Here is a 23,254-nt window from a genome sequence, read left to right as displayed (position 1 = left end):
CATGATCGCGCTGCTCCTTGCCTTGGTCCTGCTGCCGCTGTTTCCCCTGAGCCTGTTGTTCAACGCAGGGCTCCAGGCGCTCCCCGTCTGGATGCGCGTCCCGGCGCTGCTCGCTCTGCCCGCAGCGGGCGCACTGCTGCTCGGTCAGACGGCCGCGCCACCCGCGCCGCTGGCTACCGCGCTGCAGATCTTCGCGGCGTTTACCACGCTCCTCTATGCTTGGCGGCTGCTGGCGGTGCAGGAGGTGTTTATCTGGGCGCGGCTGCAAGCCACCTCGGCCTGGCCGTTGGTGTGGCTGGCCTGGCTGCATGGCATGAGCGGCGTGGCCCTCGTGCTCGTGGCCCTGGCGGTGACGCTTCCCGCCGCTGTCCTGATGATTCTCGGCTGCAGCCTGAGCCGCCGCCTCGGAGGAGCATATCTCGGGCTGCGCGGACGCATCGGCCCGGCCTTTCCGCGGCTGACGGGCGTTTGGGTAGTGGCACTGCTCGCGGCTCTGGCGGCACCGCCTTTTCCGGGATTCTTCGCCATGATCGCGGTGCTCCAGCAGATTCCAGCGGGTCTCGTGGCGGTGGTGTTGGCGGTCTGGCTGCTTTGGAGCTGGGCGGCCGCGGTGCTGTTGCAGCACGGCCTGTTCGGGGACGAATGGCCGCGCGCGGCAGGCACGGTTGACCTGTCGCGCAGCGGTACCGCCCTGTGGCTGGCGCTCGCCGCCGCCGTGGTGCTGGGTTCGATCGGAGGATGGTCATGGTGGATGCATTGAACCTCGGGCGGCGTCTGCGGGTGCGCTCGACCGCCTACGTGGCGGGTGAGCCGGTGCCGTTTTTCTGGCCGATGCGCAACTTCATCCACCACAATCCGCTCTACGGCCTCGAGCACATGCCTTTCGAGCAGGCGGTGCGCCGCGGGACGGAGCTGTTCCACGCGCCCATGTTCTTGCCGCGCAGCAACTACCAGCACTGGCAGCGCGAGGGCAAGGTGCGGCAGGACACTCTCACCGAGGAGATCGCGCGCCGCTCGCGGGCCTTGCCCGCGGTACCGGGCATCGACTGGCCGCGCTGGCTGCAGGCCTTGATGCGGTCGGCGCACGATCGCGCTGTAGTGGTGCCGGGTGCGCGCGCGCAGGACGTCCACGCCGCGCTGCACGGCCAGCCGCCTTCCGCGCAGGCCGTGGACGTTGCCGCGCTGCTGCCCGATCTGGAACGGCGCCTGCACGCGCGCACACTGCCCGAGGCGGTCGATGCATTGTGGGGGACCTGCCTGGCCGACGAACTCGACGAGCTGGTGATCAAGAGCTACCTGGATTTCTTCGACGAAGACCAGTCGTCCTGGCGCATGCCCGGGCGCGAGCGCGGCCTGTTCGCCGCCTGGAGCGAGATCGCGCGGCGCAATGCGCGCATGTTCCTGCGCGGGCTGCACGTGCCGCGCATCCTCGATCGGGTGCAGGACGCCGAGAGCGCGGTGGTGCACGTCATGGAGGAGATGGGCATCGATGCCGACGACTGGTCGGCCTACTTCACCCACGAACTCACGCGGCTGCACGGCTGGACCGGCTTTGTGCGCTGGCGTTCGTCCGCCAAGCATTACTACTGGGCGCAGCGCTACCCCGCCGACGTCGTCGATCTTCTGGCCGTTCGCTTGGTGGTGGGGCTGGCGCTGCTGCAGGAAAGCGCGCGCCAGCGCCGTACGCCGGTTCGGCGCGAACAGCTCGGCGCCTTGCTGCACGAACGCGGCGCGGAATGCCTTCTGCGCAATGCGCTGCACAGCGGCGAGGTGTTGCCCGATTGGGCGCAGCGCATCGACGACACCTTGTCGCGCGGCGGCGGCAAACGCTGCGAGGCTCTGCTGCAACGCTACTGGCCATTGTGGCAAGCCCGCCAGGGACAGGATCAGGCCGCCGCCTTGCGCGAACTCGCCACCGCGGCGGAAGCGACCGCGGCGCTCGATGTGCTCTCGCCCGAGGATATCGCGGGACTGATCGAGGGGCTGCAGGAGTTTGCGCGGCAAGAGGGCATGGTCTGGACCCTGGCGATGGAGGCGCAGTCCATCGACGAGTTGCTCGCGCAGGTGCAAGTGCCGCAGGATCTGCCGCCCGGCAAGCGGCCGTTCGCGCAGGCCTGGTTCTGCATCGACGTGCGCGCCGAGCCCATCCGCCGCCACCTGGAGCGCGTGGGCGATTACCAGACCTTCGGCATCGCCGGCTTCTTCGGCGTGCCCGTGGGCTTCCTCGGCTACGGCAAGGGCAGCGAGAGTCACTTCTGTCCGGCGGTGGTCACGCCCAAGAACCTGGTGCTGGAGCTGCCCGCCGAACTCGATCCCGAGGAGGACGACCTGCTCGGCACCCTCGGCCATGTCCTGCACGACCTCAAGAGCTCGGTGCTCTCGCCCTACGTCATGGTGGAGGCGGTGGGCATCCTGTTCGGGCTGGACCTGTTCGGCAAGACCCTGGCGCCGCTGGGCTACAGCCGCTGGCGCAGCCGTATCGATGCCGAAAAGCCAGTCACCCGCCTGTTGGTGGACAAGCTCACCCGCGAGCAGGCCGACTCCGTCATCCGCGCGCTACAGCGGGCGATGATCGCGAAGGCGCTGCATGCCGAGCTGCATATCGAGCGCGAGCGGGTGGACGACGACATGATCCGCGAACTGCGCGAAACCGCGCTGCGTCACCGCGAGGGGCCGACGCGGCTGCGCACGGTCTTCGGCGTGCCGGACAAGCAGGAGGCCGAGTTCATCGACAAGTTGCGCGAGGACTACCGCGTCGATGCCGACTACGCCAATTATCAGCTCGTACGGCTGGGGCGCATCGGCTACTCGCTCGACGAGCAGGTCAACTACGTGCACACGGCCCTGACCATGATCGGGCTGACCCAGACCTTCTCGCGCTTCGTGCTCATCGTGGGCCACAGCGGGCATACCGAGAACAACCCTTACGAGTCGGCGCTGGACTGCGGCGCCTGCGGCGGCGCCAGCGGCCTGGTCAATGCCCGGGTGCTGGCGCAGATGGCCAACAAGCCTTCGGTGCGCGATCGTCTGCGCGGCATGGGCATCGACATTCCCGATGACACCTGGTTCCTGCCCGCGTTGCACATCACCACCACCGATGCCATCGAGCTGTTCGACCTCGATCTGCTGCCGCCGCGCCACCTGGTCTATCTGGATCGTCTGCGCAACGGCCTGCTTGCCGCGTCCAAGCTGGCCGCGGCCGAGCGTATACCCAAGCTGCTGCCCGAGGCGCGGGCGATCGAGCCGACGCAGGCCTGGCGCCTGGCACATCGCCTGGCGGTGGATTGGGCGCAGACGCGGCCCGAGTGGGGACTGTCGAAGAACGTGTACGGCATCATCGGGCGTCGCAGCCTCACCGAGGCCGCGGATCTGCAGGGGCGCCCCTTCCTGATGTCGTACGACTGGCGCTGCGACCCCAAGGGACGCTTGCTCGAAAACCTGTTGGCGGCGCCGGTGGTGGTGGGCGAGTGGATCAACCTCGAACACTTCTTCTCAACCGTGGACAATGCCCATCTGGGCAGCGGCAGCAAGGCCTATCACAATGTCGCCGGGCGCTTCGGCGTGATGACCGGTAACCTGAGCGATCTGCGCACCGGCCTGCCGATGCAGACGGTGATGCGCGAGGGCCAGCCCTATCACGAGCCCATGCGCATGATCGCGCTGATCGAGGCGCCGCTGGATTTTGCCGGCCGCGCGCTGCAAAGCGTGGTCAAGGTCAAGAGCCTGGTGCTCGGCGGCTGGATCCGCGCCATCGTCATCGATCCTACCCAGGGCTACAAGCCTTTCGTCTTCAACAATGGCCAATGGGAGGAGCGTCCGCCTCTGGTGGCTTCTGCTGAGAAGGAATACGCTGCATGAACGCGATCAAGCTGCATCCGCTGAAAAAGCTGGAAATCATCCTCGAGGGCGCACACAAGGAATTCGCCACCGACCTGCTCGATCGCGCCGGCGTCAAGGGCTATACCATCGTCGGCAATCTGTCGGGCAAGGGCAGCCACGGCATGTATGGCGGGCACCTGATGTTCAACGAGGATGATGTCCTCATCATGATCATCGTCGCCGTGCCGCAAAGCCTGTTCGATCCGCTGCTCGAGGGTTTCCAGCCGTTTTTCGAGGCCCATTCAGGGGTGATTTTCGTCAGCGACATCCAGGTCGGCCGTCCGGTCAAGTTCATGGCGTAAGCGGCCGGGAAACGGATGCTTGGGCGAGGCCAGCGGGCGCGCCTGCTCGGTAAGGAACGCCAGGAACGACTGCGCCACCGCCGACAGTCGCTTGCCGCTGCGGTGCACGACGAACCATTGCCGTACGATCGGAAAACTCTCGACGTTGAGGGTGATCAGGCGGCGCATCCCCAGTTCCAGCTCCAGGGTGTGCAGCGACAGGATGCCCAATCCCAGCCCGGCTTCGACCGCCTGTTTGATGGCCTCGTTGCTGCTCATCTCCATCACCGAATGGAATTCCACGCCGTGCCGCGAAAAATGCCGCTCCGCCGCGTTGCGCGTGCCCGAGCCGGGCTCGCGGGTAATGAAGCGCTCGTGACCTAATTGCGCCAGCGGAATTTGCCGGCATTCGGCCAGAGGATGCTCGGGGGAGGCGATGACCACCAGCGGATTGTCGAGAAACCCGCGCGCGACGAGTTCGGCGTTCTCTGCCGGCTGCCCCATGATGGCCAGGTCGTTGTTCGACGCCGAGAGCGTCTCCAGGATATGCGTCTGGTTGGACACCTGCAGCCTCACCTGCACTTTGGCGTGGCGGGCGCAGAAGGCTGCAATCAGCTTGGGCATGAAATAGTTGGCCGTGCTGGCCACGGTGAGGTCGAGTTCTCCGCGATCGATGCCGCGGAACTCCTCCATTGCCGACTCGAGATCGCGCATCTTGGCGCCGATCAGCGTGACGTGACGATGCAGTTCGCGACCGGCGTCGGTCGGTTTGATCTGTTTTCCAACGTAGTCGAACAGCGGCACGCCGATCTGCTCTTCGAGCTGTCGCATCTGCATCGAGACCGCCGGCTGGGTCAGGTGCAGCGCGCTGGCTGCGCGCGTAAAGCTCCGCTGATGAACCACCGCGTCGAAGATCTGGAGCTGTCTGAGAGTGAGATACATGGCTGATACATAAGTAAGTCTAAGGCATTTGATCAAAAATCGCAATTAGCGTTTATGTCCAGGCTCTTTTATTTGTGGGTGGTTCTCGGGAATCGGCGGGGCCGTGCTGAAGAACATCACGCCCGGGCCGGATGCGGATGGCCGCTGCACCGCGGTGGGTCTTTGCCCGTCGTTCGCTTACCGCAAAAGCGCGCATGAAGGAGTCCTCGAATATGGCAGTCAAAACCTACCAGGCCGGCGTTACACAATATCGAGAAAGCTACTGGCAGCCGGATTACGTGCCTCTCGACACCGACATCTTGGCCTGTTTCAAGATTACGCCGCAGCCCGGGGTGGATCGCGAGGAGGCGGCGGCGGCGGTGGCCGCCGAATCGTCCTGTGGCACCTGGACCACGGTGTGGACCGATCTGCTGACCGACCTCGACTACTATAAGGGACGCGCCTACCGTCTTGAGGACGTGCCGGGCGACGATACGTGCTATTACGCTTTCATTGCCTATCCCATCGACCTTTTTGAGGAAGGCTCGGTCGTCAACGTGTTCACCTCGCTGGTGGGCAACGTGTTCGGGTTCAAGGCCGTCCGGGCGCTGCGTCTGGAAGATCTGCGCTTCCCCATCGCTTACGTGAAGACCTGCGGCGGCCCGCCGCACGGCATCCAGGTCGAGCGCGACAGGCTCAACAAATACGGCCGTCCGCTACTGGGCTGCACCATCAAGCCCAAGCTCGGCCTGTCCGCAAAGAACTACGGCCGCGCCTGCTACGAAGCCCTGCGCGGCGGTCTGGACTTCACCAAGGACGACGAGAACATCAACAGCCAGCCGTTCATGCGCTGGCGCGACCGTTTTGATTTCGTGATGGAGGCGGTCCAGAAAGCCGAACAGGAAACCGGCGAGCGGAAGGGCCACTATCTCAACGTGACCGCGCCGACTCCCGAGGAGATGTACAAGCGCGCCGAGCATGCCAAGGAAATCGGCGCCCCCATCATCATGCACGATTACCTCGCAGGAGGTCTTTGCGCCAACGCCGGCCTGGCGAACTGGTGTCGCGACAACGGTATATTGCTGCACATCCATCGCGCCATGCACGCCGTGATCGACCGCAACCCGCACCATGGCATCCACTTTCGCGTGCTGACCAAGATTCTGCGTTTGTCGGGCGGCGACCATCTGCACACCGGCACCGTGGTGGGCAAGCTCGAGGGCGACCGCGCCTCCACCCTGGGCTGGATCGACCTGCTGCGTGAATCCTATGTGCCCGAAGACCGCTCGCGCGGCATCTTCTTCGACCAGGACTGGGGATCGATGCCCGGCTGCTTCGCGGTGGCGTCCGGCGGGATCCACGTCTGGCACATGCCCGCGCTGGTCACGATCTTCGGCGACGACTCGGTCCTGCAGTTCGGCGGTGGCACGCTGGGCCACCCCTGGGGCAACGCCGCCGGCGCGCACGCCAACCGCGTGGCGCTCGAAGCCTGCGTCCAGGCGCGCGCCGAAGGCCGCCATCTGGAGAAGGAAGGCAAGGAGATCCTCACCGCCGCCGCCGCCCATTCGCCCGAGCTGAAGATCGCCATGGAGACGTGGAAGGAGATCAAGTTCGAGTTCGAGGCCGTGGACAAGCTCGCTATCGCCAACAAGTAAATCGCTTCCGGTTGCGGTCGGCAGCGCCCTGTGGGCCGCGCCGCCGCCCCGCACTTACTGCTTTCGAAAGGACTGAAGTCATGGCCGTTCAAGCCTACCGCTCGATGAAAAAGTACGAGACCTTCTCCTATCTGCCGCCGATGACGCCCGATCAGGTGCGCCGTCAGATCGCCTACGCGATCGCCCAGGGTTGGAATCCGGCAGTCGAGCACACCGAAAAGGGCACGCCCGCAAAGGTGAGCTACTGGTACATGTGGAAACTGCCGCTGTTCGGCGAGCAGTCCGTCGATGCTGTTATGGCCGAGATCGAGGCCTGCCACCGCGAGTTTCCGGATCAGATGGTGCGGTTCGTCGCCTACGACAACTACTCCCAGAGCCAGGGCACGGCCTTCGTGGTGTATCGCTGATGAGGAGAGGGCGCTGGAACCCGACTCGATTCGGCGCCCCTGATTTGAGCGAGGCGCGTCGGCGCCGCACCCTTCATCGAGTTCGGTTCTTTGTGCTGAGGTCCGTATGACAAACGTCACCCCTGGTCATGCTTCTGCAACCCTATCCGGCCGCGAGCTGGCGCTCCAACGCCGGCAGGCCATGGCGCGTCACGGCAAGGCCCGTGTCATCCAGACCGCGCAAACCGACAAGCGCGCGGGGGCCGGCCGCCTGCAACTGAATGCCGGGCAGATCGCAAGCGCCCATCACAGTGCCGTCCCGGCCGCATCGGCGATGGCGTCGGCGGCGGGCACGGTGTCCACGCTTGCCCCGGTGGCATCGAAATCGGCGGCGCGAGCCCGGCGGCATGCGTTGTCCACGACAGGGAGGGCGGCGTTGCAGGACGCCGGGCACGGCGCTGCATCCCGTCCCGCGGCGCATCTGCGCCCGAGCCGTGCAGCGGCGGCCGAGGCGCGCGGCTCTGATTGCGGCTGCGGCGGGCAATGCGGCTGCGGCACCGACGGCGCGCGGCGCAAGGAGGCGACCCGGATTGAAATGGCGCAGGCCGGCACGCCGGTGGTGGAGCGCGCCGCGCCGAACGTGCAAGAGGCCGCTACCGGCCGCGCGCTGGCCAAAATGCGCCGCGCTGCGCTGAACCAAGATGGCAAAACAGGGCTCAAGCGCGTCGCCCAGGCCACGCGGATCGCCGCGGCGATGCCGGGCCAGGATTGGCAGAGCGCCATGCTCAAAGGCGCGACCGGCCGTCAGGTCGCGATGCAGCGGCGGCTGGTGAAGGCGCTGGCGGGCCAGGTCGACAAGGCTTCCGGCGCCGGCACTCGTCCGACCGGCCGGATGCGTGCCCGCAACGTGGTCCCGGCACCCGACAAGGTCGAGCAGGGACATACCCTGTCGGGACAAACCGTCACCGGCACCCAGGTCGAGCGCAGCACCAAGGTGACCGGCAATGAGCCGGGCTCCTGCCGCGCGATCACGGGCACCGAGTACATCGGCTTCGAGCAGTTCCAGACCCTCTGCGGCACCCGGCTCGAGCCGGCTGCGCCGAAGGTTGCCGTCAGCACCACGCTGCGCGAGCAACGCATCACGGGCACCGCGCTGGGCCGCTCCACCAAGACCACGGGCGATGAGCATGGCGCGTGCCACCCCGTGACCGGCACCGAATATCTCTCGAGCGAGCGCTTCGAGCAGTTCTGTTCGACACGGCCGTCCGCGCCGCTCGGGAAGGTGGCGCTCACCCGCACCGACAAGGGCCAGACCGTCACCGGCGCGCTGGTCGATCGTCCGCGCCGCGTCACAGGCGTTGAGCACGGCTCCGACCGGGCTATCACCGGTACACGTTACAGCCAGGCCGAGACCGATGACGCTCCGCCCAAAGTGGCGGTCACTCATACGGCCGCGGGCAAACCCGTGACGGGCACGGTCGTGGGCCGCAGCGAGCGGCAGACCGGCGACGAGGCCGGGAGCTGCCGCCCGGTCACCGGCACCGAGTATCATACCGTCGAGCAATTTCGCGATTTTTGCCGGACGGCGCCCCCAGGAGGACCGCGAAAGGTCAGCGTGATGTCCACCCGCGACGATCAGACCGTCTCGGGGACCGCCGTCGGTCGTTCGGGCAAGGTGACCGGCAACGAAGTCGGTTCCTGCCGCAGCATCACCGGCAGCCAGTACTACACCACCGCCGATTTCGCGGGGCTGTGCAAGACGCCCGGTCCTCGGAAAGTGGCCGAGATGCAGACGCTGCGCGGTCGGACCGTGACCGGCTCGGAGGTCGCTCCAAGCCCAAAATTGTCCGGTGACGAGTCATATGGGTGCGAACCCGTCACCGGCACGGACTACATTGGCACCCGCCAGTTGGCCATGGTCTGTCCGGCGGCGCCTACCGTCTCTCCGGCGAGCAAGGTCGTGGTCGACGCCACGCTGAACGGCCAGACGGTCACGGGCATCGCCGCGGGACGTGCGGACCACGTCACCGGCAACGAGGCCGGCGCGTGTTCGCCGATCAGCGGCACTCCGTATATCGGCCGGGGCCAGTATGCCGCGTTCTGCCAGGCGTCGCAGCGCCAGCAGCAGGCTGCGCGGGTGCGCGACAGCGCGGTGATCCCTGCCACTATCGTCACCGGCGATCGGCCGGGCGCGGGCGGAGCGCAAATCACCGGCGACGAGCGCGGCGCATGCGAGCCGATTTCGGGAACGCCCTATCTCGGGCTGGACAATATTGCCTCCGGGCAATGCGCGATGAGCGACCGCTTCCGCGCGCGCGATGTGGATCAACGTCCGCCCGCTCCCCGGGACTTCAGTATCAGCATTCCGGCGCGGCAGGCTCGCGAGGAGCGGCAAACCGAGATTATCACCGGCAGCGGCCTGAGTGGCTCGCGCATCACCGGCCCGATCAACAAGGCCGATGGCCTGATCACCGGCACGCCCGAATTCCGCCACGGCGATCAGATGCGCCGTCCGCGCGACGACGAGCAGTCCCTCCCCGCCGCGCGCCGCTTGAGCGGCGAGGGCAGCCAGCAGGGTCGGCGGGTCTCGGGAGACGCATGGGACGGTAACAGCCGTGTCACCGGCACCGAAGGTTTGTCCAGCCTGTCGCGCAATCCCTCGATGCGCGGGCAGTCACGTGGGACCGGTGCCAGCGCCATGGCGTTTCGCAGCGTCGAGCGACCTGAAGTGCCTGAATCCGTGATCACCGGCTCGGCCGGCAATACCCGGGGCGGAGCCATGGTGACCGTCTCCGGCGGGGCGCGCGGCTGAGGATCGCGGAGATGGATACGCGCAAACGCCTTCAGGCCCTGCAACGAGAGGCCAACCCGGTTGCCGCGGCGGCGGCGCCCGCGAGGGCGGCCGTGCCCGATCATCCGGCGTGCATGATCGGCGGCGGGCAGACGTGCGAGCATGCGCTGGTCGATCGTGACCTCAACCGTCTGTTGTTCGACTACGAGCGGACGGTGCGCTCGCGCTTCACCCGCATCGTCGACGTGCTCAAGCGCATCTCCACGCATCAGCACGATGCGAACTTCACCGAGCGCGCGCAGCAACTCGCGAGCGAGCAGCTCGGTTTCGATCTGCCGTCGCAGGTGCTCGAGGACGCCTGGGTGTGCGGGCTCGATTTGTCCGCCTTGCACTCGCGCTGCATATTCAGCGGCCTGAAGTCGTGCGTCGACAATGCGCGGGCCGAGCAGGCCGGTTGGCGCCAGCGCATGCCGCTCGATGAAAACTTCCTGCGGTCCTGCGGCTATCATACCGTGGACATCAGTCCCTGTTCCGACGGCCGGCTGCAGGGCGTCAGCCCTTATGTGCTGCGCATTCTGCCTGGGCCGAATGTGCGGGTGAAGGCCTATGCCGGCGCGCTGTTCGACGTCGAGGTGGATGTCTGCGACTGGGCGCAGCGCGAAGTCGAGCGACTGTCGGGCGCGATGGTCGATGGCGAGCGCCTGAACTACCTCAAGATCGCCGTCTATCACTTCAGCAGTTCCTCGCCCAACGGCCACGGTTGCGCCGCTCATGGCAGCAATGACCGCCAGGCCACCGAGGCGGCGCTGAAGCGCCTGCAGCATGAGCTGCGCGCGGCGATCGATCGGACCTTCGGCGCGGGCGCCGCGCCCGACGTGCTGCTCATCGGCGTGGACACCGATCTGGACGCGCTGCGCATCCACCTGCCCGACGGCTTCGGCGAGGTCAACCCGCATCGCTATTTCGAGACCGCGCAGGTCTATCGCGACACCCTCGGGCTTGCGCCCGAAGCGGCGCGGAAGCGCATCGCCGAGATCGTGGCCGATGCCGAGGGCATGGGCGGCTGGGGTCAGGGCAACGGCCGCATGCACGAGGGCATGCGCCGCCTGGTGCTGGCGCTGGCCGAGGCGAATCTGTCGCAGATCGAATACGTCATCAAGCATCACACCGGGCGCTACGCGACCATCGGGCATGACGAGGAATGCATCGTCGCCGGCGAAGCGGTGCGGCCGCTGCAACTGCGCAACCTGTTTTATTTCGCCCACCTCGACACCATCGAGGAAGGCGCGCCCGACATGGATGTCGGGATCGAGATCTTCGCCAAGCTCAATGTCGCGCACGGCCTGCCGGTCCCGGTGCTGGTGCACTTCGAATATGACGCCCGGATTCCTGAGTCACGCGAGCGGTCGATCGCGCGGGGCCGGCGGGTGCGTGACGCGATCGAGGCGCGTTACCCCGATCTGGTTGCCAGGGGCCTGCTCAATTGCGCGATCGCGGTGAGCGACCGCACCGGCGGCGAGTGCTGCGCCTTCGTCGCCGACGATGCCGTCGACGATCATTGAGGACGGATGCGTCATGAGAATCATGCGTGTGAAAACCACCCTCGTGTCGACCAATCGAATCGATGCCATGGGCCACCGTCCGCTGCTGGTCGTGCAGGAGACGCCGAACGGACCGCGCAGCGTCGCGGTCGACGCCGTGGGCTGCATCCCGGGAGACTGGGTGATTTGCGTCGGCTCCTCCGCGGCGCGCGATGCCGCCGGGTCAAGGGAGTATCCGTCCGATCTCACGATCGTCGGCATCATCGACCACTGGAATCCGGAGGGGGCGTGATGGAAGTCTGGCGCGTGGTGGACGATCTGGTCTGCACCCGGCGCGTGCCGGGGATGAGTGCGGCTTCGCTTCGCATCCTGAAGGGCCAGAAGGGAGAAATCTCGGTGGCGACCGATCCGGTCGGAGCGCCGCCTGGCAAATGGGTGTTCACCGCCGGGGGCACGGCCGCACGGATGGCCATGCCGGATCGAACGGTGACTACCGACCTCACCATCTGCGGCATCATCGACGGCTGGGAGGAGGAATGACGACGCAGTGAACAAAGAGCAAAACGGCGCGCGCAGCGGCGCCAGGGTGCAGCGACTGGCTTGAGATTGTTTTTTTTCGACAACAAGGAGCGAACAAATGGCTGAGACGATGGGCATTGCCCTGGGCATGATCGAAACCCGCGGGCTGGTTCCCGCGATCGAGGCGGCGGACGCGATGACCAAGGCCGCCGAAGTGCGCCTGATCTCGCGTCAATTCGTCGGCGGCGGCTACGTCACCGTGATGGTGCGCGGCGAGACCGGCGCGGTCAACGCGGCGGTGCGCGCCGGGGCTGACGCCTGCGAGCGCGTGGGCGACGGCCTGGTGGCCGCGCACATCATCGCGAGGGTGCACAACGAGGTCGAGGGCATCCTGCCCAAGGCGCCGAGCGCCTAAGCCCGGCTTTTTTACTGCTAGTAACGGAAGGACAACGACATGGCACAAGTCAACGGAATTGCACTGGGCATGATTGAAACCCGCGGGCTGGTTCCCGCGATCGAGGCGGCGGACGCGATGACCAAGGCCTCCGAAGTGCGGCTGATTGGCCGGCAATTCGTCGGCGGCGGCTACGTCACCGTGCTGGTGCGCGGCGAGACCGGCGCGGTCAACGCGGCGGTGCGCGCCGGGGCTGACGCCTGCGAGCGCGTGGGCGACGGCCTGGTGGCCGCGCACATCATCGCGCGGGTGCACAACGAGGTCGAAGGCATCCTGCCGACGAAACCCGAATCGAACGGCGGCGGCCGCGACTCCGAGACCACGTCCACCCGCAGTTGATCCTGCGTGGAGGGCGCCATGGCGGCCGATCGGAGAGCCCGGCTCGCACGCGCGCTTAACCAGCGACGGGCAGCGTGCAGCGGTATCTCGCGCAAGCGTGCTCGCACGCCGGCGGGGAGATCCCGAGCCGGCGCGCAACCATCGCGCCGAGGCGGAGCAACCGGGTCATGCCGGGTGTTTGATGGAGCGGCAGGTCTTGCCGGGTATGACACCTTGCGGCGGGCGGTTGCCCGCGGCGCGGCTGGGCCGCATGACGGCCCGAGGTCAGGATCCTGCAGCGTCACGCGTATGCGCGCAGGCTATGCGGCAGCGACACCGTGTCTCCGTTCGACGCCTTGCTACAGGAGGCGCGAGCGCATCTCGACCACGTAATCCAGATCGAACGGGGTAGCACGCCGATGACTGACGATTTTCAAGGTTGGGAACGCCGCGACAAACCGCCCACGCTGTTTCGCCGGTTTGCGTTCGCGCAATATGGGCAGACCCGCGCCTTCCTCGACGCGCTCTCGGCGCTGTCCGAGGAGCTTCAGCGCCATCCGCAGAACATCAACTTCGGCACCACCTACGTCAACGTCACGGTCGGTGCGGCCGATGGCGCCACATTGAGCGCCGAGGACGAACGGTTCGCCGGGCGTATCGCCACTCTGGCCGAGCGCGGGGAGTGAGCTGTGGGCGGGCCACTGGTCATCGCGGTGATCAATCAGAAAGGCGGCGCCGGCAAGACCACGGTCGCCATGCATCTCGGTGCGGGTCTGGCGCGACGCGCATCGGCGGTGGTGGTCGATCTGGACCCGCAGGGCTCGGCCACGCAATGGGCTGCGGCAGGAACGCAATCCTTTCCCGCCACGGTCAAGCAGTTGCGCGTCGGCGCGGGTGCGATCGATCTGCGGCGGGACTTTCGCGCCTACCCCTTCGTCGTGCTGGACTGCCCGCCCGCGGTCGACAGCCGTGCGGCGGCGCTGGCGCTGCAAAGCTGCGACGTGGCTGTCATCCCGGTGCTGCCCTCGCCGATGGATCTTTGGGCCAGCCTGCGGTTGCCGCAGGATATCGACGAGGCCCGGCGGCTCAATCCCCGGCTGCGCGCCTACTTGCTGCCGAACCAGATCGAGGCGCGCAGTGCGCTGTCGGCGGCGATGCAGGAAGCGCTGGCCGAGTTCGGCCTGCCGGTGCTGCGCACTCCGGTGCGCCGCCGCGGCATCTACAAGACCGCCGCGCTGGAGGGCGTGTCGGCATACCAGTTGGGGATGCGCGGCCAAAGCGCGGTCGCGGAGATCGAGGACCTCATCGAGGAGATTCTTGCATGACCAGCATCAAAGACAAGCTCGCCAGCAGTGTCCGTCAGGCCAAGAGTGGTGCGGAGTCCGCCCCCGCCGAAAAGGCCGAGACCCGCAAGGCGCCGCGCTCGGCTTCGGCCACTCCCGCCACCGAGACGGCCGCCACCGAGCCCGCGCCTGCAGATTCAATGGCGGCCGAACCGCCGTGGAGTGTGGAGGAGTTATTCCCCGACCGTATTTGGCCGGATTGAGGATTTCCAGGAACCTGATCATGCGTGACGATCCCTCCCTGCGCGGCTACCTGCCGCGACGCGACCCAGCCTTCCACGTGCCTGCGGCCTCTGCCGCGACCGGCGGCGTGGCCCTGCGCGCGGCGGCCGATACTACGGCCGGCTCTCCGGACGTGCTCGATGCCTACCGCGTGACCAAGGAGCCCTATTATCGCCCGGTGGCCGATGAAGTCGGGCTATATGAAGCCGCCTATTCGGCCCGCATGCCGATGATGCTCAAAGGTCCGACGGGGTGCGGCAAGACGCGCTTTGTCGAATACATGACGTGGAAACTCGGCAAGCCGCTGATCACCGTCGCCTGCAACGAAGACATGACCGCGAGCGATCTGGTCGGCCGCTTCCTGCTCGACGCCAGCGGCACCCGCTGGCAGGACGGACCGCTGACCATGGCCGCGCGCTTTGGCGCGATCTGCTATCTCGACGAAGTGGTCGAGGCGCGGCAGGACACCACGGTCGTGATCCACTCCCTGACCGACGCCCGCCGCATTCTGCCGCTGGAAAAAAAGGGCGAGATCGTCGAGGCGCATCCGGATTTCCAGGTCGTCATCTCGTACAACCCCGGCTACCAGTCGCTGATGAAGGATCTGAAGCAGTCGACCAAGCAGCGGTTCGGCGCGCTGGACTTCAACTACCCCGAGCACGAGGTCGAGGCGGAGATCGTCGTACACGAGAGCGGCGTGGCGCTGGACGCGGCGAAAAAGCTGGTACACATCGCCGAACATGCGCGCAACCTCAAAGGCCATGGGCTGGATGAGGGCATCTCCACACGCATGCTGATCTACGCCGGCTCGCTGATTTCCCGCGGCGTCGCGCCGCTGGCGGCTTGCCGGGTGGCGCTGGTGCGCCCGATCACCGACGATCCCGATATGCGGGACGCGCTCGATTCCGCAGTGACGACGTATTTCTGAACGTCTCCGAGCCGCTTCCGGGCGGTGAGGTGGGAAAGGAAACTTGAGGTCGGCCAAGGCAGCATCGCCAGGCAGTCCGAATTTGTAGATCATGGCTATCCACCTCGACGAATTTCAGGAGCTTCTCGACGAACTGCCCGGCGGTGCGCAGGAGCTGCTGCGCGCCTCGTGGAACGAGGCGGCGCGGGCCATCAGCCCGCGCGGGTTGGACAGCTATCTGAAAGGCGCGGTGGCGCTGCATCAGCTCGGCCGCGGCGAGGATCTGGTGGTGAGTTTCATCCAGTCCATGCCGGAGGTCGGGCGCGCCATCGGCGAGGAGGTGCTGCCCGAGCTGGTCAATTTCCTGTTGAGCATGGCGTCCAAGACCTCGGGGCAGGTACTGGCGCTGATCGCCGGCACCGCGCCGCTGGTGGCGCACCGCGTGGGCGACCCCGATCTGTTTCGCCACTATCTGAAAGTGCTGGAGATCGTGGCGGCGCAGGCGCCGCGCGGCCTGCGGCCGATGCTGGAAAACCTCGACCGCCTGCTCAATCAGCTTACGCTGGGCGGGCTGCGTCGCTGGGTGCAATGGGGCGTGCAGGCATACAAGACCGATTTCGAAGGGCAGGCAGCCTATTTCGGACTGCAGAGCGCCGATGCGCTGGCGGTGCTGCAGCAGGAGCGCAAGGGCACGCTGTTCGTCGACATTCAGCGGCGTCTCAACATCTACATGCGCGCGATCTGGGGCCGCGATTTTTTTCTGCGCCCCACCGCAGGCGATTACGAAAGCCGCGACGGCCTCAGGCCGTATATCGAACATTACGTCATCTACATCGCGGACGCCTATGACGACTACAAACCCGAGGGGGATGCGACTGCGCCCGAGCGGGTCGTCAGCGCGCTCGAGGTCTACCGCGCGGCGGCCAACCACTGCGCGGCGCATCTGGTGTTCACCGACAAGCCGCTGTCGATGCAGCAACTGCTGCCGGTGCAGATGGCGGTCATCGAGCTTTTCGAGGATGCGCGGGTGGAGGAGCTTGCGATCCGAAAATTTCCCGGCATGCGCCAGGCCTGGCTGGCGCTGCATCCAGTGTTCGACTATTCGGTCCAGCCGCGGACCGTCGGCGAGTTGCTCGACCGCCTCGCCCGCGCGCTGCTCGACCTCGATTCGTCCGACCCGCATCCCTTTGTGAGGGAAGGCGTGACCGCGTTTCGCGCTCAGGCCGATCTGGACAGCAATCAGGTGAGCTGGAATCTCGGCGTGGATTTATCGCACCGCCTGTTCGAACTCGACCTGCCTGCCTACAACAAGCTCACCGACGGTCTCAGCGCCATCTACCGCGACGATAATCGCGCCGTTTGGTACCTGGAGGAATACGACGAGGCGCAGGTGATGGCCGCCACCTGGGAGACCCGCCAGCAGGTGCGCCGAAAAGTCAACGTGATTGAGATGGTGAACGAGGTCGACGTCGAGTTCGCCGGCGACGATGCGCAGGAGGTGTGGGAGCTGCCCACCGAGTTCTATCTCGACCAGGAAGACGTGACCATCAACTCGCTCGAAGGCCGCCCCCCGGTCTCGGAGCCTTTCCACTATCCCGAATGGGACTACCAGATCCAACTGGAGCGGCCCAACTGGGTGACGTTGCTTGAGTACACTCCTCCGAGGGGCGATCTGGAGCTGATCGAAGGCATCATCCTCGAGCACAAGCCGGTGATCTCGCGACTCAGGTTCCTGATCGAGTCGATGGTGCCGCAGGGCATGCAGCGTGTCCGCCACATGGAGGACGGCGACGAGATCGACATCAACGCCGCGGTGCGCGCGATGATCGATATCCGCATCGGCCAGCAGCACGATCCGCGCATCATGATACGTTACAAGCGCGCGTTGCGCGACCTGGCGGTGTTGGTGCTGCTGGACACCTCCGAATCGTCCAACGACAAGGTGCGGGGCCACGACTACACGGTGATGGACCTTACCCGCGCGGCCACTGTCTTGCTGGCCGGCGCGCTCGACCGCATCGGAGACCCGTTCGCCATCCATGGCTTCTGCTCCGACGGCCGGCACGACGTGCACTATCAACGCTTCAAGGACTTCGACCAGCCGTATGACGATACGGTCAGGGCGCGGCTGGCGGGAATGAAAGGGCGGCTCTCCACGCGTATGGGCGCAGCGCTGCGCCACGCGGCCCACGACCTGGCGCAGCAGCCCAAGAGCAAGCGCGTGGTGTTCGTCGTCACCGACGGCGAGCCGGCCGACAACGACGTGACCGATCCGCAATACCTGCGCCACGACGCCAAAGCCGCAGTGGAAGAGCTCGGCCGCCAGGGCATCACGGTATATGCGCTGTCGCTCGATCCGCATGCCGACCAGTATGTGTCGCGCATCTTCGGCCTGAAGAACTTCACCGTCATCGACCAGGTCGAGCGCCTGCCGGAAAAACTGCCCATGCTCTACATGAGCCTGACGCGGTGAGGGTGGGCCGAGGATGAAGATCACCCTGCGCACCTACGTATTCATGGACGCGTTGCAGCCGCAGCTCGCGTCCTACATCGCGACGTCCTCGCAGGGCTTTCTGCCGGTGCCCGGCGACGCCTGCATGTGGATCGAGGTCGCACCCGGCATGGCGGTGCACAACCTCTCGGACATCGCGCTGAAAAAAACCAATGTGCGCATGGGCGAGCAGGTCGTCGAGCGCGCTTTCGGCTCCATGGAGCTGCACTTTCGCAACCAGAGCGAGGTGCTTGCCGCGGGCGAACTGATCCTGCGGCAGCTCAACACCACCATGGAATCGCGGCTGCGCTGCAAGGTGGCGTGGAACGAGATCATCCGCGCCATCACCCCCGACCATGCCACGCTGATCAACCGCCAACTGCGCAAGGGTTCGATGATCCTGCCCGGCAAGAGCATGTTCATCCTGGAGGTCGAGCCGGCGGGCTATATCGTCTATGCCGCCAACGAGGCCGAGAAGGCCGCGCACATCACCCTGGTGGACGTCAAGGCCTTCGGTTCTTTCGGCCGCCTGACCATGATGGGCAACGAGGCCGAGGCCGAGGAAGCGCAGCGCGCGGCGGTGGCCGCGATCGAGCGCCTGAACCGGCGCGCCCTCCCGCACACGTGAGCCCCATGGAAATCGACTCCATCGCAAAGAAGCTGTTGTTCTCCACCGTGCGGGTGGATACCGAACTCGAGGACGGCAGCGCCGGCTCGGGCACGGCCTTCATCCTCAGCCACGCCCATGCCCGCGGCAGCACGCCGTTCATCGTCACCAACCGCCATCTGGTCGAGGGCGTGCGCCGCGGCGGCTTGGTGTTCACCCAAGTCAGCGAGGGCAAGCCGGCGTTCGGCCAGCGCTTTCAGCTCAACATCGAGGACTTCACGGCGGCGTGGTTCGTCCATCCCGATCCCGAGGTCGATCTGGCCATCGTGCCGCTGCGGCCGCTGGAGCGTGCGGCGCGCGATCTCGGCGTGGAGTTGTATTATCACCCGATCGACAGCCAGCGCATTCCCGACGCCGCGACCGTGCGGGGGTTCGACGCGCTGGAGGACGTGCTGTTCGTCGGCTATCCCAGCGGGGTGTGGGATCAGGTCAACCTGATGCCCATCTTGCGCCGCGGCACCACGGCCACGCCGCTCGAACTCGACTTCGAGGGGCAAAAACAATTCCTGATCGACGCCGCTGTGTATCCCGGATCGAGCGGCAGCCCGGTCTTCGTGGTGCGCGACGATCCGCTGCGCCCGCGCGGCGATTCAGCGCGCACCATCTGGTTCGCCGGGGTGGTGGCGGCGGTGTTTTTCCGCGAAGAGGCCAACCAGCTCGTGCCCGGGCCGGTGCCGGCGCAGACCCAAGTCCAGACCATCGGGGCGGAGATGATCGACCTCGGCCTCGTGATCAAGTCCGAATCTGTACGCGGCCTCATCGACTCGTACGTTCAAAAATGGCTGTCTGACTGAAGCCGCCCCGCGTCCTGGCTACGACGGAATTTTCGCCTGGAGCGTTTTCAAGCGAAGTGGATACCGGTTCGCGTGAAGAAAACGCGTCAAAACAAAAAGCCAGAGCCCGGCTTGATTCCATCAAAGCCGGAATAGCTCTGGCAGTTTGCTAAAATCAAGTTGCCCGCCGCGACGCGAAACCGATGAACAGCGTTCGTTTAATTTATTCCGCGGCGATCTGCCGGCTGCGCCACTGGCCGATCAGCGCCCGCAGCGATGCCGGCTTCAGCGGCTTGTTGAGAACGGAAACCTGCTCGATCTGTGCCGCTTCGCGGACGTGGGGGCTGCGGTCGGCCGTGATCAGGATCGCCGGAATGGTCTCGCCGAATTTCCGTCGGATCTCCCGGATCGTCGCGATGCCGTTGCCGCGGTTGAGATGATAGTCGACCAGCAGACCGGTGACGCGTCCGCCGGCCGCTTCGATCGCCTCGATTGCCGCCTCGGGCTCGACCGCGGCGATCACGCGCGCATCCCAGGAGGTCAGCAGCGTCTTCATGCCGTCGAGGATCGCCGGATCGTTTTCGATGCAGACGATCAGGGCTCCGCTCATCGGCGCATGCGACAGCGGCGTGCTGCTGGTCACCGCGGTGGTGTGGGTGGTGTGATTGACGGCGGTCGCGATCGGAACCGTGACGGAGAATACCGAGCCGCCGCTCCGGTTCGAGTCCAGCGCGATCTTGTGATCCAGCACGCGCGCCAGCCGCTGGACGATCGACAACCCGAGCCCGAGGCCGCGCGCAATGCGCGCTCCCTGTTCGAGCCGATGAAATTCCTTGAATATCTCGCCGCGCTTGCGGATCGGGATTCCGACGCCGGTGTCGTAGACATCGATGCGTAGCGTTTGGTCATGGCGGCGGCATCCGACCAGCACGCGGCCGTGCGGCGTGTATTTGATGGCGTTCGAGATCAGGTTCTGCAGCAGCCGCCGCAGCAGCAGCCGGTCGGACGCGATCGGCAGCGAGCACGGCACGAACGTCAGGGCGACCTGCTTCGCCCGCGCGATCGGAGCGAACTCGATTTCGAGCGAGCGCATCAGGTCGCCGACCCGGAAATTCGTGACCGACGTCGTGATGGCGCCGGCGTCGAGCCGCGAGATGTCGAGCAGCGCGCCCAGGATCTCCTCGATGGCTTCGAGTGAATCGTCGATGTTCTGAACGAGCCTGGAATCCTCGCCGCCGGCCTGCCGCTCGACCAGACTCGTGACATAGAGCCGCGCGGCGTTGAGCGGTTGCAGGATGTCGTGGCCGGCCGCCGCCAGGAACCGGGTTTTGGAGTTGTTGGCGTCCTCTGCATTGCTCTTGGCGCGCGCGAGTTCGGAGTTCAGCCGGGTCAGTTCCTCGGTGCGGTCGCGCACGCGCTTTTCCAGCGTGGCGTTGGCGCGCTCCAGCGCTTCGGCGGCCTCGAAACTCGGGGTCACGTCGGAGAAGGTGATCACCAGGCCGCCGTCGGGCATCCGGTTGGCGCGCACCTCGATCACGATGTTGCGGTCGGGGAGCCGCTCCAGATACGGCTGACCTTCGGTCGTGTATGCGCTCAGCCGGACCTGCTTCGCAGCCTCGCGATCGACCGGCGGGCGATCGACGGTGCCGAGAAAGTCGAGAATCTCGGTCAGCGGAATTCCGATCTGAACGGCCTGTGGCGGCAGTCCGAGAATGTCCCCGAATTGCCGGTTCGAACAGATGAGGTGCAGATCCGGGTTGAACACCGCGATTCCCTGCCGCACGTGGTTCAGCGCGGTCTGCAGCATCTCGCGGTTGAAGTGGAGCGCCGCATGCGCGTCATCGAGCAGCTTCAAGGCCGCCTTCGCCGACACCGTGCGGCGCCGGAGCAACTGCGACATCACCAGCCGCGACGACGCCGCGCCGATCGACGACGCGATCAGGTATTCGGCGTGCTGCAACAATTCGAAAGCGGCCGGCGCTGCCGGATCGAGGCTGAGGCGTCGCATGGCGGCGAACTCCTCGAAGGATTGCCGCGCGCGGTTCGGACCGAGGTACTGGGCCACGGCGTCGAAAATGTCCCGCACCGTCACCATCGAACGCCAGCGCCTGAACGGGGGTGGCAACGGCGCAGCGTTGGGTGCGAAGATTTCCGCCTGCAACCGCTCGATCGAGGATGGCCGCCGCGTCAGCGACAGCGCGACGTAGGTCAGGACATTGAGCGACAGACTCCACAGCACGCCGTGCATGAGCGGCGGCAGGCTGACGCCGAACAGCGCCTGCGGCTTCAGTTCGGCGATGCCGAACGGACCGTGTTGCAGCAGCGTCATGCCGCCGGCGCTTCCGTCCAGGAAACTCGGGAGGAACAGCGTATAGGCCCAGACCGCAAAACCGGCGAGCATGCCGCCCATCGCGCCGCGCGCCGTCGCACGCCGCCAGACCAGGCCGCCGAGGAACGCCGGCGCGAGCTGCGCGATGGCGGCGAACGACAGCAGTCCGATCGCGGCGAGCTGCGCGCTGCCGAGCGCGCGATAGTAGAAATACGCCATGATCATGATGGCGAAGATCGCCAGGCGGCGGGTCCTCAGCAGAAAGTTGCCGAAGTCCTTGCGTCCGCCGCGGGACGCCGGACTGCGCTGCAGCACCAGCGGCACGACGATGTCGTTGGACACCATGATCGCCAGCGCCACGCATTCGACGATCACCATCGCGGTTCCCGCTGAAAGCCCTCCGATGAACACCGCGATGCTGAGCAGCCTGGACTGGCCCTCGATCGGCAGCGCCAGCACATACATGTCGCTGTCGATCATGCCGAACGGAAACGTGACCAGCCCGGCAAGCGCGATCGGGACAACGAAGACGTTGATGGCGACCAGGTAGAGCGGAAACAGCCAGCGCGCCCGGCCGACCTCGGCGTCGCTGGAGTTCTCCACCACGCTGACATGGAATTGCCGGGGCAATAGCATGATCGCGAGAAACGACAGCAGCGTCATGGTCAGGAAGTTGCCGACCGACGGCGTGTGCTCGATGGCACGTACCGCCTCCGGTGAATTCATCGCGGCCTCGATCAGTTGGCCGGGACTGAACATCCAGAACGTGACGAAGGCGCCGACGGCGAGGAACGCCACCAGCTTGACGATGGACTCGGTCGCGATCGCCAGCATCAGTCCGTGTTGATGCTCGGTCGCATCGGTCTGCCGGGTTCCGAACAACACCGCGAACAGGGCCAGCGCGATCGTCACGAGCAGGGCGATGTCGCTGACGACGGGAATTTTGGCGATCGCCTGATCGTCGATCAGGATGGTTCCCAGTGACGAGGCAACCGCCTTGAGTTGAAGCGAGATATAGGGAACCGAGCCGATCATGGCGATCACGGCAACGGTTGCCGCCACCGCCTGGCTCTTGCCGTAGCGCGCGGCGATGAAATCGGCGACCGAGGTGATGTTCTGCGATTTCGCCAGCCGGATGATCCGCCGCAAGAGCGGCGTGCAGAACCCGATCAGCAGGATCGGGCCAAGATAGATCGCGAGAAATTCGAGTCCGGTTCGAGTCGCGAGCCCGACCGAACCGAAGAACGTCCAGGAGGTGCAGTACACCGCCAGCGACAGCGGATAGATCAGCGAACTGGTGCCGCCGCGGGCAGACCTCGAATCCCGGTCGCCATAGCTCGCGACCAGGAAAAGGAAGCCGATGTAGCCGATGGCGGCGGCGATCACGCCCCAGTCATGCAGCATTGCGGGGTGGCTCCTTCGGCAGGCGCTGCCTTGCACCTTGCTCGACCGTCGAGCGGTCCGATTCTAACATATGAGGCGTCTTGATTTGACGCGTTTCCTTCGTGCGAACCGGATTGCATCCCCCGGGTCAGGTCCGAGGACGTGCTTCGCTCGAAAATCTATATGTGCCGCCTCCGCAGTCATGATTTGCACACCGTAACGAATCAGCTTATACACGTAAAAGTTGTGTTAATTGCCGATTTCTACAGTGTCTTCGGGCGAAGCGAATACCGGTTCGCGCGGAATGAGCGCGTCAGATCAAAATCAGCATGCCGCTTCATTCTGGCGGAAGCGGAAAGGCGTCGGAGCGGGATGAGGAAAATGTGGAGCGGTG

General features: G+C 65.9%; 20 protein-coding genes. 18 read left to right on the top strand and 2 right to left on the bottom strand.

Annotated elements, in window-relative coordinates:
• Nucleotide 1: 1 nt before the first annotated feature.
• Genes ACMDCM_RS13465 through ACMDCM_RS13455 form a run of 3 tightly spaced genes read left to right on the top strand, consistent with a single transcriptional unit; the run spans nt 2 to nt 4,181 of the window.
• On the top strand, nt 2–760 hold the full coding sequence (locus ACMDCM_RS13465; RefSeq protein WP_412774027.1) for a hypothetical protein: 759 nt from the start codon (nt 2–4) through the stop codon (nt 758–760).
• Nucleotides 745–3,858 (top strand): DUF2309 domain-containing protein, encoded by a 3,114-nt coding sequence (locus ACMDCM_RS13460; protein WP_412774026.1) that lies wholly within the window; start codon nt 745–747, stop codon nt 3,856–3,858. The genes ACMDCM_RS13465 and ACMDCM_RS13460 overlap by 16 nt, the downstream gene beginning before the upstream one ends.
• Nucleotides 3,855–4,181 (top strand): P-II family nitrogen regulator, encoded by a 327-nt coding sequence (locus ACMDCM_RS13455; RefSeq protein ID WP_412774025.1) that lies wholly within the window; start codon nt 3,855–3,857, stop codon nt 4,179–4,181. The genes ACMDCM_RS13460 and ACMDCM_RS13455 overlap by 4 nt, the downstream gene beginning before the upstream one ends.
• Here the strand turns inward: ACMDCM_RS13455 and ACMDCM_RS13450 are convergent.
• Entirely contained in the window at nt 4,122–5,102 is a 981-nt protein-coding gene (locus ACMDCM_RS13450) for a LysR family transcriptional regulator (protein ID WP_412774024.1), read from the bottom strand. The two genes, ACMDCM_RS13455 and ACMDCM_RS13450, sit on opposite strands and share 60 nt — an antisense overlap.
• Nucleotides 5,103–5,314: 212 nt before the next feature.
• Between ACMDCM_RS13450 and ACMDCM_RS13445 the strand changes: the two genes are divergently transcribed.
• The 15 genes from ACMDCM_RS13445 to ACMDCM_RS13375 all read left to right on the top strand — a co-directional run bounded on the left by ACMDCM_RS13445 (nt 5,315) and on the right by ACMDCM_RS13375 (nt 19,169).
• Nucleotides 5,315–6,736, top strand: coding sequence for a form I ribulose bisphosphate carboxylase large subunit (locus ACMDCM_RS13445; RefSeq protein WP_412774023.1), 1,422 nt, complete (start codon nt 5,315–5,317; stop codon nt 6,734–6,736).
• 80 nt (nt 6,737–6,816) lie between these two features.
• The gene (locus ACMDCM_RS13440) at nt 6,817–7,143 is read left to right on the top strand and encodes a ribulose bisphosphate carboxylase small subunit (protein ID WP_412774022.1); all 327 of its coding nucleotides are present in this window, start codon (nt 6,817–6,819) and stop codon (nt 7,141–7,143) included.
• Between the two features lie 106 nt (nt 7,144–7,249).
• Nucleotides 7,250–9,934 (top strand): CsoS2 family carboxysome shell protein, encoded by a 2,685-nt coding sequence (locus tag ACMDCM_RS13435; protein WP_412774021.1) that lies wholly within the window; start codon nt 7,250–7,252, stop codon nt 9,932–9,934.
• Between the two features lie 11 nt (nt 9,935–9,945).
• A complete protein-coding gene (locus tag ACMDCM_RS13430) occupies nt 9,946–11,475 on the top strand; it encodes a carboxysome shell carbonic anhydrase (RefSeq protein ID WP_412774020.1) in 1,530 nt (509 codons plus the stop codon).
• A gap of 13 nt (nt 11,476–11,488) precedes the next feature.
• Entirely contained in the window at nt 11,489–11,746 is a 258-nt protein-coding gene (locus ACMDCM_RS13425) for a carboxysome peptide A (RefSeq protein ID WP_412774019.1), read from the top strand.
• Nucleotides 11,746–11,994, top strand: a complete 249-nt coding sequence (locus ACMDCM_RS13420) for a carboxysome peptide B (RefSeq protein ID WP_412774018.1) — start codon at nt 11,746–11,748, stop codon at nt 11,992–11,994. The genes ACMDCM_RS13425 and ACMDCM_RS13420 overlap by 1 nt, the downstream gene beginning before the upstream one ends.
• Nucleotides 11,995–12,091: 97 nt before the next feature.
• Nucleotides 12,092–12,388, top strand: coding sequence for a BMC domain-containing protein (locus ACMDCM_RS13415; protein ID WP_412774017.1), 297 nt, complete (start codon nt 12,092–12,094; stop codon nt 12,386–12,388).
• Between the two features lie 39 nt (nt 12,389–12,427).
• Nucleotides 12,428–12,766, top strand: a complete 339-nt coding sequence (locus tag ACMDCM_RS13410; protein ID WP_412774016.1) for a BMC domain-containing protein — start codon at nt 12,428–12,430, stop codon at nt 12,764–12,766.
• A 317-nt stretch (nt 12,767–13,083) separates the two neighbouring features.
• A complete protein-coding gene (locus ACMDCM_RS13405) occupies nt 13,084–13,431 on the top strand; it encodes a 4a-hydroxytetrahydrobiopterin dehydratase (RefSeq protein ID WP_412774015.1) in 348 nt (115 codons plus the stop codon).
• 3 nt (nt 13,432–13,434) lie between these two features.
• The gene (gene parA, locus ACMDCM_RS13400) at nt 13,435–14,070 is read left to right on the top strand and encodes a ParA family partition ATPase (RefSeq protein ID WP_412774014.1); all 636 of its coding nucleotides are present in this window, start codon (nt 13,435–13,437) and stop codon (nt 14,068–14,070) included.
• Complete coding sequence (locus ACMDCM_RS13395) at nt 14,067–14,291, top strand: hypothetical protein (RefSeq protein WP_412774013.1); 225 nt, start codon at nt 14,067–14,069, stop codon at nt 14,289–14,291. The genes parA and ACMDCM_RS13395 overlap by 4 nt, the downstream gene beginning before the upstream one ends.
• A gap of 20 nt (nt 14,292–14,311) precedes the next feature.
• On the top strand, nt 14,312–15,238 hold the full coding sequence (locus ACMDCM_RS13390) for a CbbQ/NirQ/NorQ/GpvN family protein (protein ID WP_412774012.1): 927 nt from the start codon (nt 14,312–14,314) through the stop codon (nt 15,236–15,238).
• A gap of 91 nt (nt 15,239–15,329) precedes the next feature.
• Entirely contained in the window at nt 15,330–17,690 is a 2,361-nt protein-coding gene (locus tag ACMDCM_RS13385) for a nitric oxide reductase activation protein NorD (protein WP_412774011.1), read from the top strand.
• Between the two features lie 13 nt (nt 17,691–17,703).
• Nucleotides 17,704–18,336, top strand: a complete 633-nt coding sequence (locus ACMDCM_RS13380) for a hypothetical protein (RefSeq protein ID WP_412774010.1) — start codon at nt 17,704–17,706, stop codon at nt 18,334–18,336.
• Nucleotides 18,337–18,341: 5 nt separating this feature from the next.
• The gene (locus ACMDCM_RS13375; protein WP_412774009.1) at nt 18,342–19,169 is read left to right on the top strand and encodes a S1 family peptidase; all 828 of its coding nucleotides are present in this window, start codon (nt 18,342–18,344) and stop codon (nt 19,167–19,169) included.
• Nucleotides 19,170–19,371: 202 nt separating this feature from the next.
• Here the strand turns inward: ACMDCM_RS13375 and ACMDCM_RS13370 are convergent, their stop codons facing one another.
• A complete protein-coding gene (locus tag ACMDCM_RS13370) occupies nt 19,372–22,881 on the bottom strand; it encodes a PAS domain-containing hybrid sensor histidine kinase/response regulator (RefSeq protein ID WP_412774008.1) in 3,510 nt (1,169 codons plus the stop codon).
• Nucleotides 22,882–23,254 lie beyond the last annotated feature (373 nt).

It is taken from the genome of Nitrobacter sp. (assembly GCF_047149785.1).
Lineage (GTDB): Bacteria > Pseudomonadota > Alphaproteobacteria > Rhizobiales > Xanthobacteraceae > Nitrobacter.
The sequence above is the reverse complement of the archived record's forward strand: the minus strand, read 5'-3'. Positions and strand labels throughout refer to the sequence as shown.